Below are 792 nucleotides of genomic sequence, written 5' to 3'. Positions count from 1 at the left end.
AAAACCTTCTTCATTCTTAATCATAGTACCACAATAATCTCTTTGTTTTCAACATACCTTCTGAATCTTTATTGTCTAATAATGGTTAAGGTGTCAAAACTCTATAGTTGAACTTTTGCATAAAATATATAGTTATGAATGCATCAACGTAATCTATATATTGTATGTAAATTTAGTAAAACTTAGTTTTGACCCTTTAACCAATGGTCGTATTCAACAAAAAAAGGGCTCAATATGAACCCTTCTGCTTCTCAAATGCTTATAAAAATATAATGCACAATAAGAAATTTATTTACTTAACAACACCAACATATTGACTGTCAGTCACTAAGATGTGCTCGATAATCCAATCTAGAAGAAAGGTTACCACGTCTTCAAGTACAGACAACTGTTCAAAGTCAATGTCTTTACTCAGAAAATCTTGTACTTTAGCTACAAAAGCTGCATGCTCCATTTTATGGGCATTTAATTTATTATAACCATGTGCTTCCATCATGGCTTCTTCTTCTGCAAAGTGAGAAATTGTATAGTCTTTTAAGCTTTCTAGTACATAGGTGATATCATCGTAACAGTCCACGCCATCTTCAGCGTCATGAATGAGCCCTTTGACTTCTTCAACCAGATCCACCAATTGCTTATGTTGTTCGTCTATAACAGGTATTCCAAGTGAAAATCTATCTTGCCATAACATGTCTAATTACCTCCATCAGTCTATTAAGTTTTTTCCTTAATAAGATTGTATCACCAAGCCGGCTTTTGTCAAGGTCCTCTTGAATCTAAAGAATGTTGTTT

General features: G+C 33.2%; 1 protein-coding gene. It reads right to left on the bottom strand.

Going from position 1 to position 792, the window contains the following annotated elements; genetic code table 11:
- Nucleotides 1–292: 292 nt before the first annotated feature.
- Nucleotides 293–691 carry a bacteriohemerythrin gene (locus tag P0N36_RS15530; RefSeq protein ID WP_275843801.1) on the bottom strand — a complete coding sequence of 133 codons (399 nt, stop codon included), beginning with the start codon at nt 689–691 and terminating at the stop codon, nt 293–295.
- Between the last annotated feature and the right edge of the window lie 101 nt (nt 692–792).

Origin of the sequence: Petrocella sp. FN5 (genome assembly GCF_029210395.1) — a bacterium.
GTDB lineage: Bacteria > Bacillota > Clostridia > Lachnospirales > Vallitaleaceae > Petrocella.
Note: the sequence above shows the minus strand (reverse complement) of the source record. Positions and strands in the feature narration are given on the sequence as shown.